Annotated in this window: 9 protein-coding genes; 7 read left to right on the top strand and 2 right to left on the bottom strand. The window is 75.6% G+C overall.

Translation table 11 applies throughout. The annotated features are described in order from the left end of the window. Positions 1–104 precede the first annotated feature (104 nt). Positions 105–1,337 carry a cellulose-binding domain-containing protein gene (locus tag ACFUEL_RS26000; protein WP_380239180.1) on the top strand — a complete coding sequence of 411 codons (1,233 nt, stop codon included), beginning with the start codon at positions 105–107 and terminating at the stop codon, positions 1,335–1,337. 90 nt (positions 1,338–1,427) lie between these two features. Here the strand turns inward: ACFUEL_RS26000 and ACFUEL_RS25995 are convergent, their stop codons facing one another. Then, positions 1,428–2,069: an MBL fold metallo-hydrolase gene (locus ACFUEL_RS25995; protein WP_380239179.1), complete on the bottom strand. Its 642-nt coding sequence runs from the start codon at positions 2,067–2,069 to the stop codon at positions 1,428–1,430. Between the two features lie 107 nt (positions 2,070–2,176). Here ACFUEL_RS25995 and ACFUEL_RS25990 point away from each other — a divergent pair, with 107 nt between their 5' ends. From ACFUEL_RS25990 to ACFUEL_RS25975, 4 genes are all read left to right on the top strand, one after another. After that, positions 2,177–2,692 (top strand): MarR family winged helix-turn-helix transcriptional regulator, encoded by a 516-nt coding sequence (locus tag ACFUEL_RS25990; protein WP_380239178.1) that lies wholly within the window; start codon positions 2,177–2,179, stop codon positions 2,690–2,692. Between the two features lie 201 nt (positions 2,693–2,893). Then, positions 2,894–3,772 (top strand): CPBP family intramembrane glutamic endopeptidase, encoded by an 879-nt coding sequence (locus ACFUEL_RS25985; RefSeq protein ID WP_380239177.1) that lies wholly within the window; start codon positions 2,894–2,896, stop codon positions 3,770–3,772. A 43-nt stretch (positions 3,773–3,815) separates the two neighbouring features. Continuing rightward, complete coding sequence (locus tag ACFUEL_RS25980) at positions 3,816–5,231, top strand: sensor histidine kinase (protein WP_380239176.1); 1,416 nt, start codon at positions 3,816–3,818, stop codon at positions 5,229–5,231. A gap of 6 nt (positions 5,232–5,237) precedes the next feature. After that, positions 5,238–5,999, top strand: coding sequence for a response regulator (locus tag ACFUEL_RS25975; RefSeq protein ID WP_380239175.1), 762 nt, complete (start codon positions 5,238–5,240; stop codon positions 5,997–5,999). Between the two features lie 62 nt (positions 6,000–6,061). Here the strand turns inward: ACFUEL_RS25975 and ACFUEL_RS25970 are convergent, their stop codons facing one another. Further along, complete coding sequence (locus ACFUEL_RS25970; protein ID WP_380239174.1) at positions 6,062–6,661, bottom strand: hypothetical protein; 600 nt, start codon at positions 6,659–6,661, stop codon at positions 6,062–6,064. 373 nt (positions 6,662–7,034) lie between these two features. Between ACFUEL_RS25970 and ACFUEL_RS25965 the strand changes: the two genes are divergently transcribed. Together ACFUEL_RS25965 and ACFUEL_RS25960 are read left to right on the top strand one after the other, a co-directional pair. Continuing rightward, positions 7,035–9,038, top strand: a complete 2,004-nt coding sequence (locus tag ACFUEL_RS25965) for an ATP-binding cassette domain-containing protein (RefSeq protein WP_380239173.1) — start codon at positions 7,035–7,037, stop codon at positions 9,036–9,038. Positions 9,039–9,282: 244 nt separating this feature from the next. Next, positions 9,283–10,608, top strand: coding sequence for a cytochrome P450 (locus ACFUEL_RS25960; RefSeq protein ID WP_380239172.1), 1,326 nt, complete (start codon positions 9,283–9,285; stop codon positions 10,606–10,608). The last annotated feature ends 88 nt before the right edge of the window (positions 10,609–10,696 follow it).

Here is a 10,696-nt window from a genome sequence, read left to right as displayed (position 1 = left end):
CCCCGGACCCGCGCCAGGGTCCGGGGCCCCGTACGGCACGCAAGCAGCAACTCACCGACAAAGCAGGGAGGTTCGGCATGGTACGGAGCAGAGCATGGCGCCCGATGGCGGTGCTCGCGGCGGTGGTGGCGATGGTCCTCGGACTGCTGGCCGGAGCGGGTGCGCGGCCGGCCGGCGCGGCCGGCGGGGCCTGCCAGGTCACCTGGACGAACAACGAGTGGAGCGGCGGCTTCACCGCGCAGGTGACGGTCACCAACACGGGCGCGGCGGTCGGCAGTTGGACGCTGAGCTGGACCTTCGGGGCCGGCCAGCGGGTGACCTCGGCCTGGAACGCGCAGGTGAGCCAGAGCGGCACCGCCGTGACGGCGAGCAGCCTGGCCTACAACGGGAGCATCGGCAGCGGGGGCTCGGCGGCCTTCGGCTTCCAGGGCACCTGGTCGGGCAGCAACCCCGTCCCGGCGGACTTCGCCTTCAACGGCGCCTCCTGCCAAGGGGGTTCGGCCAGCCAGTCGCCCACGCCGACCCCGACGCCCAGCCCGTCCGCGAGCGCGAGCCCGAGCACGAGCCCGTCCTCGAGCCCGAGCCCGTCCTCGAGCCCGAGCGGGAGCCCCTCTTCGAGCCCGAGCGCGTCGCCCACGGCCGGTCCCACCGGTTGCGGCGGAGCGGTGGTCTGCTCGGGCTTCGAGGACCAGAGCGGCAGCACGCTGACCGGTGACTGGACCGTCGCCGCGCCCGACTGCTCGGGCGCCGGGAAGGTGGCCGTCGACACCTCGGTGGTGCACGGCGGCGGCCGTTCGCTGCGGATCGACGCGCAGGCCGGGTACTGCAACCACGTGTTCGCGGCCACCACGAAGAACGTCGCCGCGGTCGGCCCGGTGGTCTACGCCCGGTACTGGGTGCGGCACACCACCGCACTGCCGGCCGACCACATCGCGATGGTCACCATGGCGGACGCCAACGACGGCAACAAGCACCTGCGCCTGGGCGGCCAGAACGGCGCCCTGCAGTGGAACCGGGAGTCCGACGACGCCACGCTGCCCGCGCAGAGCCCGACCGGGGTCGCGCAGAGCGTGCCGCTGCCGGTGAACCAGTGGGTGTGCGTCCGCTTCGCCGTCGACACCACCCGGCAGTCGATGGACACCTGGGTGGACGACCGGCTGGTGCCCGGCCTGCACGACGACGGCGTCCCCACCGCGGACATCGACCAGCAGTGGCTCGTCCGCACCACCGCCCCGCGACCGGCCACCCTGTACCTCGGCTGGGAGTCCTACGGCAACGGCGCGGACACCCTCTGGTACGACGACGTGGCCCTCGGCTCCGCGCCGATCGCCTGCTGAACCGGCCGTCCCCGGCCCGTCCCCCCGGCCCGTCTCCCCGGCCCGTTCCTCCGGCCCGTTCCTCCTGGCCGGGGGGACGGGCCGGGGGCGTCAGACGGTGACGGTGGTGCCGGGCGGCAGGACCGTCAGGGGTACCGGGCTGAGCATCGCGGGGCTGAGGAAGCGGGCCGTCGACTCCTGCCCGATCCGGCTGAGCATCACCTCGTGGATCTGGACCAGCCGCCGCGGGGCGAGCTCGCGGACGTAGTCGGCCGCCGCGCCGATGCCGGTCCAGGGGCCGCTGGTGGGCAGCAGCAGCGTCTCCACCGGGGCGTCCGGGACGTGGTAGGCGTCGCCGGGGTGGTAGAGCCGGCCGTCGACGAGGTAGCCGAGGTTGGTCACCCGGGGCACGTCGCGGTGGATCGCGGCGTGCAGCTCGCCGAAGACCGCGACGTCGAACCCCGCGACGGCGACGCGGTCGCCGGCCCGCACCGCGGTGACCTGCCCGCGGCGGGCCGACCAGCGTCCGACCACCGACTCCGGGCCGAAGACCCGCAGGTCGGGGCGGGTCTCCAGGGCTCGGGCGAGCAGGTCGGCGTCGACGTGGTCGGGGTGCTCGTGGGTGATCAGGACGGCGGTGGCGGCGGCGACCGCGTCCGCCGCCTCGGGGGTGAACGCGCCGGGGTCGACGACGATCCGGGCACCGTCCTTGGTCAGCGTGACGCAGGCGTGGGTGTGCTTGGTCAGGTGCATCGTCGGCCCTTCCGGTGGCGGTGCGCGAGAGGCGCGCAGCAGATGTGCAGTCTGGACTGTACAGGCTGTGCTGTACAGGTCTAACTGTACTTCTGTAGCCTGGGGGCATGAACGATTCGCCCGACCCCGCCGCTACCGCCTCCGGCGCGGACGCCGCGCCCGACCGGCTGGCCGCCGACCTGCGGGCGGCGGTGGGCGCCCTGGTCCGGGCCACCCGCTCGGAGGACCGGCTCGCCCCCATCCCGGCGGCGGTGCTCGACCTGCTGGACGCGCGCGGGGCCCTGACCACCGCCGAGTTGGCGGCCGGCCGGGGGGTGCGGCACCAGACCATGGCCGCCACGGTCAAGGAACTCACCGCCGCCGGCCACCTCGCGGCGGGCGACGACCCGTCCGACGCCCGCAAGAAGGTCCTCACCCTGACCGCCGCCGGGAAGGCCGCGCTCGAAGAGGACCGCCGGCACCGGGTCGCCCTGCTCTCCCGGACCCTCGCCGACACCCTCGACGCCGCCGAACGGGCCGAGCTGGCCCGCGCGTTGACCCTGCTCGACCGCGTCACGGCGGCGCTAGCCGAGCACGGCGCGGCCCCCCGGACCGACCGCGGCCCGGTCACCGGTGCCTGGTGACCGCTGTCCGGCGACCGCTGCCCGGCGGTCGGCGTCCGGCGGCCGCTGGTCTGCGCCCGGTGAGCGTCCGGGGCCGTCGCGCATCCCCCGTGCGAGCTACCCGGGGTGTCCCGGCGCGGGTGATTCGCGGAGAGCGGCGGATTCCTAGCGTGGTGGTCAGGTCGGCGCGAGGGCGACCGGACCGCGACAGGGGAGGCCAGGATGGGTACGACGACGACCGGACAGCAGGGGGTCGGCTTCGAGGAGTCGAAGGGGGAGGGCGGGCGGCCCGGCCGGTTCGGGCGGCTGCTGCGGGCGCCGATCGGCTGGATGCTGACGGGGGCGGCGGGGGTCGCGCTGGTCTCGGGGGTGACGGCGAACGGCCCGGGGCCGGTGCCGGCGCTGGGGGCGGTCGCCGCGGTGGCCGTGTACTGGGTGGTGATGCGGCGGGTGGCCGGGCGGGACACCCCGGAGATCGCCCGGCGGGGGGCCTGGCGGGAGGCGGTGCGGGGCGGCGGGGTCGGGCTGGGGTTCGTCCTCGGCTCGGTGCTGCTGATCATGGCGTGCGGCGGCTACGCGTTCTCCTGGGCGGGCAAGGACGTCCTGCCGGTGGTCGGCAGCGCGGTCGCGGTGCAGCTCGGCGCCTCGGTCAGCGAGGAACTGATCTTCCGCGGCCTGGCGTTGCAGGCGCTGGAGCGGCTGTGGGGCAGCCGGGTCGCCCTCGTGGTCACCTCGCTGTTCTTCGGCGCCGCCCACCTGGTCGTCCCGGAGGCCAACGGCTGGAGCGCGCTGGCGATCTCGCTGGAGGCGGGCGGGCTGCTCGGGGCCGCGTTCCTGTGGCGGCGTAGCATCTGGTTCGTCACGGGCCTGCACTTCGCCTGGAACACCCTGGAGCAGCTGCTCGGCATCCCGGTCTCCGGGCACGCGCCCGAGGGCCTGTTCGACGTCGGCGTCCACGGCCCCGCCCTGCTGAACGGCGGCGCCTTCGGGCTGGAGACCTCGCTGCTGCCCGTGCTGACCGCGCTGGTCCTCGCCACCGTGATGTTCGTCCGGGCCCGGCGCGAGGGCGGGCTCAAGTCCCGTCGGCAGGGCGGGAACTGAGTCGGGGCCAGGGGTCAGGGGCCGGGGGCAGGAGGAGGGGACGATGGAGCGTCGGGTGGCTCGGCTGCTGCGGGTGCCGCACGGCCGGTGGCGGGAGCGGGACGGCCGGTGGCGGGAGCCGCACGGCTGGTGGCGGGAGCCGCACGGCTGGTGGCGGGTGCGGTACGACCGGTGGCGGGAGCGGGACGTCCTGCTCAAGGACGGCGTCCTCGCGGTGCTGCTCGCCCTGACGGCCTTCGTGCCGACGCTGTCCGGGGTCGGCGCGCAGATCGGTGACCTGCCGGAGCGGACGGCGGGCCTGTCGGGCACCGGGCTGCTGGGCACCGGGCTGGTGCTGGCGCAGGCGCTGCCGCTGGTGGTCCGCCGCAGGTGGCCGGGGGCCGCGCTGGCGGTGGTGGCGGCCGCGTTCGCCGTGCACCAGGCGCTGGGCTTCCCGACCACGCCCGCCAGCACCGGCCTGTACCTGGCGCTCTACTCCGCCGGGGCCCACCAGGTCCGGGCCCGGCGGGCGCTGGCCGCCGCGGCGGTCGCGGGCTACGCGCTGCTGACGGTGCTGCTGCACCGGCTCGGTTCGCCGCAGGGCGTGCCGGACTACCTGGCGTTCGGCCTGGTGCTGGTCGCGTTCCGGCAGGCCGGCAGCGCGGTGCGCACCCGGCGGGCCGAGGAGGCGCAGCGGCGGCGGCTGGCGGCCGAGGCGGCCACCGCCGCCGAGCGGGCCCGGATCGCCCGCGAACTGCACGACGTGGTCACCCACCACGTGACGGCGATGGTGGTGCAGGCCGACGCGGCGCAGTTCCTGGTCGAGTCCGCGCCGCGGCGCGCGGTGGAGGGGCTGGAGGCCGTCAGCGACACCGGGCGGCTGGCGCTGACCGAACTGCGCTACCTGCTGGGCGTCCTGGAGGCGACCGGCGAGGCGGCGGGCGGAGCGGCGGGCGGCGGGAGCGGCGGGGGGAGCGGGCGGAGCGGGGTGGCGGACACCGGGCCGCCGCCGGCCCTGGCGCGGGTGGCGGACCTCGTCGAGCGGGCCCGCCGGTCGGGGCAGCCGGTCGAGTTCCACGAGCACGGCGAGCCGGGCGCACCGGGCGTGGACGTCGAACTGGCCGCCTACCGGGTGGTGCAGGAGGCGCTCACCAACGCCCTCAAGTACGCGGCGGGCCGGCCGACCCGGGTCCTGCTGCGGTACGGCGGCGGGCAGCTCGGGGTCGAGGTGACCACGGACGGCCCGGACGCCGGTGCGGGCGCCAGTGCGGGCACCGGTCCGGGCGCCAGGACGGCGGGCATACCGGCGGCGCGCGGTCCGCGGGGCGGGCGGGGGCTGACGGGGCTGCGCGAGCGGGTGGGGATGCTCGGCGGTGAACTGGCGGCCGGGCCGCGGCCCGGGGGCGGGTTCGAGGTCCGTGCGATGATTCCGGCCGGTCCGGCGGGTACGGCAGGGCCGGCCGGGACGATTCAGGAGTGAGGAACCGTGACTGACGCATCGACAGGGACGCCGGAGGTGCGACCGGCGCCGCCGATCCGGGTGCTGGTCTGCGACGACCAGGCGCTGGTGCGCACCGGCTACGTGACCATCTTCTCGGCGCAGCCCGACCTGGAGGTCGTCGGGGAGGCCGGGAACGGCCACGAGGCGGTCGAGGCCGCCCGGCGGCTGCGCCCCGACGTGGTCGTGATGGACATCAGGATGCCGCTGCTCGACGGCATCGAGGCGACCCGCCGCCTGGTCGGACCCGACGCGGAGGGCAGGGAGGGCGCGGAGGGCGGTGCGGGTGCCGGTGGCGGGCCGAAGGTGCTGGTGGTCACCACGTTCAACGTCGACGCGCACGTCTACGAGGCGCTGCGCGCCGGGGCGAGCGGGTTCCTGCTCAAGGACGCGCGTCCGGCCGAACTGGTCAACGGCATCCGGACGGTGGCCCGGGGCGAGGCGCTGCTGGCCCCCGCCGTCACCCGGCACCTGATCGGCCACTTCGCCCAGCACGTGCGTCCGGCCGGGAGCACCCGGACCGCCGGGCAGGACGTGGTGCGGGTGCTGACGCCCCGTGAGCTGGAGGTGTTCCGGCTGATCGCGGACGGGCTGTCGAACGTGGAGATCGCCGGGGAGCTGTTCATCACGCCCGAGACGGTCAAGACCTACGTGTCGCGGATCCTGGCGAAGCTCGGTCTGCGCGACCGGGTGCAGGCGGTGGTCCTGGCCCACCGGGCCGGTCTGGCGCCCGGAGCTCAGGACGGCTGACCGCCTCAACTCTTCCGTGGCCAATCCGAAGTGGCTCGGCGTCAAGCTCGGTGTCCACCGGATCAGCGACGGCGGCGGATCCAGTAGGCGAGGGTGACGGCCAGCAGCATCGGGCCCCACAGGACCATGACGCCCTGGCAGCTCTCGCCCAGAAGTTGCCAACCCGGGGCGGTGTACTGGAGGTTGCTGCCCAGACCGAGCACCGCCAGCACCCAGCTGACCAGCAGTGCGATCAGGGCCAGCCCGGCGACCGCGGCGGGGGCGGCCACGGCGGCCGGGGGGATCCGGCGGCCGCCGAACCGGGGGATCCGGGCGGGCAGCCGCTCGCCCCAGCCGCGGACCAGGCCGAGGCAGAGCAGCGCCAGGCACTCCGAGACGGTGCTCAGGGTCAGGACGTATGGCGCGGTCACCGTCCAGTCGAAGGAGGCGTGTTGGACCGTTCCCATGGTGAAGCCGAAGGCGAACGGGAGCCGCCACAGGCAGACCGGCAGCCCCACCCAGGGGATGGCCCGGGCGGTCAGCTCCGCCCAGCGGGGGACGGGGCGTTCGGTGCCGGTGCCGGTGCCGGTGCCGGTGCCGGTGCCGGTCTCGGTCTCGGCGTCGAGGGCGGCGGTGGCGGGAGCGGGAGCGGGAGCGGTGGGGAGGGCGGTGGTCGGCTGCATGGCCTCCATGGTTCGGCACCGGTCCGTCCGGGGTCGTCGCCCGGCCGGACGACCGCCTTCACCCTGGAGGAGGAAGTCGTCCCGGGCCCGTTCGTCCGGAGGGAGGAGCGGCCGGTCGGAGCCGGGGAGGGGTTGGCACCTGGAGCAACGACGTTGCTCAGGACGCCAGTTGGGATGTTTCACCGGATCGGGTGGCTTCTGCCGGGAAGCGTCCGCAGGGCCCCCGCGGCTCCCTACGCTGAGCGGAGCGGGGGGCGTACTCGCGTGCGAGGGGTGGCCGTCCGTTCTTCCGGAGCGGGAGGGGGCGTACATGACGGACGGGGCAGGCGGCAGCGGGGCGGGTAGCGCGGGGGCGGCGGACGGGGGGCCGCCGGTGTCGGACAGTGAGCGGCTGCTGTTCGGCGGGCCGATGCGGTACAGCCACGGCTGGGCCAAGCACGAACTCGCCGCGGGGAAGCTGTCGTTCGGGTCGGTGGCCCGGCAGATCCCGCGGTTCCTGCTGCTGGCGGGGCGGATGGCCTGGGCGGCCAGCCCGCGGGCGCTGGTGGCGCTGGTGGGGGCCGAGGTGCTGCGCGGGGCCGCGGCGGCGGCCTCGCTGGTCGCGGTGAACCGGGTGCTGACGGCGCTGATGGCGCCGGGCAGCATCGAGCGGGTGACCCGGGCGGCGGTGCCCGCCGTGGCGGTGGCCGGGGCGCTGGCGGCCGCCTCGGCGCTGCTGCAGGCGCTGTCGACCTGGGCCGCCGGGCGGTTGCAGCCCGCCGTGTTCCGGCTGGCCACGCTGGAGTTCCTGGAGGTGGTCAGCCGCTCCGAGCTGGCGGCGATCGAGGACCCGGAGTTCCTGGCCGAGGTGGACAGCGCCCGCTGGGGTGCGATGGCCCTGCAGAACATCATCGGGCAGGCCACCGCCGTGCTGACCGGCGCGCTGTCGCTGGTCTCGGTCGCCGGGGTGCTGTCCGTGCTGAACCCGCTGCTGCTGGCGATGCTGGTGCTGATCACCGCGCCGCGCGGCTGGGGCGCGGTGCTCACCGCCCGCCGCCAGTACACCTCGGCCCGCGCGATGATCCAGCACAACCGGGCCAGCACCGCCATCGCCGACCTGCTGATCCACCCGTACTCGGCGGCCGAGCAGCGGGTGCACGCCGCCGGGCCGTTCCTGCTGCACCACTACGGGCTGATGTCCGCCGCCTCGGTGCGCGAGCAGAGCCGGCTGGCCCGGGTCCGGGCGGTGACCGACACGCTCACCGCGGCGCTGGCCGGCCTGGCCACCGCGGGCGCGTTCGGGCTGCTCGGCTGGCTCGTCCTGGACCACGCCGTCCCGCTCGCCGCCGCCTTCACCGCCGTCCTGGCGATCCGCACCGGCGCCGCGGGCATCGGGGGCCTGGTCGAGCGGATCAACTCGCTGTACGAGGAGTCGCTGTTCGTCCGCGACCTGGACCGGCTGCGCACCGCGGGCCACCTGCGGGCCATCCCCACCGGCGGCGCCGCGCTGCCCGCGCGGCCGGAGACGATCACCGTCGAGGACGTCACCTTCACCTACCCCGGCAAGCGGGAACCCGCCCTCGACCGGGTCAACCTGACGATCTGCCGCGGCCGGGTCACCGCGCTGGTCGGCGTCAACGGCTCCGGCAAGTCGACGCTGGCCCACCTGCTCTGCGGGGTCTACCGGCCGCAGCACGGCCGGGTGCTGTGGGACGGCGTCGACACCGCCGACGCGGACCGGCACCAGCAGTTCCGCTCCACCGTGCTGCTCGACCAGAGCTACCAGCGCTGGCCGTTCACGATGGAGGCGAACCTGATCCTCGGCCGCCCCGAAGTGCCGGTCGACCGGCGGCAGTTGGACGCCTCCGCGGACTACGCGGGCCTGCACCGCGTCCTGGAGGGCCTCCCCAACGGCTGGCGCACCCTGCTGGCCAAGGGCTTCGAGGGCGGGGTGAAGCTCTCCGGCGGCCAGTGGCAGACCATCGCGCTCGCCCGCACCCACCTGCGGCTGGCCACCCCCGACGCGGACGGCCGCCATCCCGCGCTGGTCGTCGTCGACGAGCCCACCTCCGCACTCGACCCGGCCGCCGAGATCGCCGCCTTCGAACAGATCCGCCACCTGCGGGAGTTGGGCGCCACCGTCATCCTGATCACCCACCGGCTCGCCGCCACCGCCAGGGCCGACCACATCGCCGTCCTCGACCACGGCCGCCTGGTCGAACAGGGCACCCACGCCGAGCTGATGGCCGAGGACACCCGCTACCGCCGGATGTACCGGATCCAGGCCCAGCAGTACGACACCGGAGCCGATGCCGGGGCCGGGGCCGATCCCGGGGCCGGGGTCGATGCCGGGCGGGTTCCCGGTCGGCGTCGGCCGGCCGCCGATGAGGTCGACTGAGGTCGACTGGGGTCGACTGAGGGGGCGCACGACGCCGACGCCGCCGGCCCGGTGCGACGCCCGGGGAGTTCCGTGCCGCATTCGGAAATGGTCGGTAAGTCCTATGGGAGGATGGCTATTTCAATGATTTCCTGCTGTGCGCGGGATTTCACATTCGGCTACTCTCTACCCGAACGGCATGCCATTCCAGGGTCGCTTCGGCGGGTCCGGCGTGCGCCGCTGCGGGTGAAGGTGGGCAAGTTCGGTGGACGGTTCCTCGGCGGGCCCGGCGGGTGCGGTCGGGCTCCTGCGGTCGGCCTTCGCCCCTGGGGCGCCCGACTCCCCGCAGGGTCCCTACCTCCCGCTCGCGCTGCTGCGCGAGATCGCCCCGGTGCTGCACGACGAGGAGTTGGACACCCGCTTCCTGACCGGCTTCGCCGACTGCCAGGCGGTGCTGTCCGGCCCGGCCTTCGCGGTGCCGGACGGCGACTGGCTGCGGCGCGAGCGCCCCGAGTGGGCGGCCCGCCCGGCGGCGGAGTTCTTCTACGCCTCGCTGCTCGGCACCAACGGGGCCGCGCACGAGCGGCTGCGCGCGCCGCTGACGGCGGCGTTCGGGCCGCGCCGGGTGGCAGAGCTGTCGGCCGGGGTGGAGAAGACCGTCGAGGAACTGCTCGACCGGTTCGCCGACGCCACCTCGGACGGCGGGGCGGCCGATTTCCAGGAAATCGTCGGATATCCGCTGCCGGTCGCGGTGGTGGGCGAACTGATCGGCGTCCCCCGGGCCGACCGGGAGCGTTTCCACCGGCTCGGCCGGGACGCCGCCCGGCTGCTGGAGCCGGTGCGCTCGGACGAGGACTGGCACCGGGCGGACGCGGCGGTGACCGTCCTGCGCGAGTACTTCGCCGCCCTGCTGCGCGAACGCCGCGCCCGCCCCACCGGGGACCTCGCCTCGGCCCTGCTCGCCCAGGCCGGTGCGGACCGGCACCCCGGCGTGGACCGGCACCCCGGTGCGGAGTCTCCCCCTGACGGAGGACGGCACCGGGCCGGAGCCCGACAGCCGCTCGGCGAGGGCGAGTTGGCCGATCTCCTGCTGCTGGTCTTCGTCGCCGGGTTCGAGACCACCGCCGGGCTGCTCGGCACGGCGGTGCACACCCTGCTCACCCACCCCGGGCAGGCCGCGCTGCTCCGCGCCGACCCGGGCCTGCTGCCCGGCGCGGTCGAGGAGGTGCTGCGCTGGGACGGGCCGGTGCTGATGACCGAGCGCCTCGCGCTGCGTCCCGTCGGGGTGGGCGGGGTGACCGTCCCGGCCGGGGGCAGCGTGACCGCGGTGCTCGGCGCCGCCAACCGGGACCCGGACCGCTACCCGGACCCGGACGCCTTCCTGGTGCACCGGACGGGCGTGCGGGTGCTGAGCTTCGGCGCCGGCCCGCACTACTGCTTCGGTGCGGCGCTGGCCCGGCTGGAGGGGGCGCTGCTGCTGGGCCGGCTGCTGGAGCGCTTCCCCCGGCTGGCCCCGGCCGGGGAGCCGGTGCGGCGCTCCTCGGCCTGCCTGCGCTCGTTCGACGTGCTGCCCCTGGCGGCCACCGGCTAGACGAGTAGTTCCGAAGTCGGTCAGTGGTCGTAGGCGATCAGGGAGCGGGTGACGGGTCGGCCGGTGGTTCGGTTGTGCCAGATCGCGC

This window comes from Kitasatospora sp. NPDC057198 (assembly GCF_042670125.1).
Lineage (GTDB): Bacteria > Actinomycetota > Actinomycetes > Streptomycetales > Streptomycetaceae > Kitasatospora.
The sequence above is the reverse complement of the archived record's forward strand: the minus strand, read 5'-3'. Positions and strand labels throughout refer to the sequence as shown.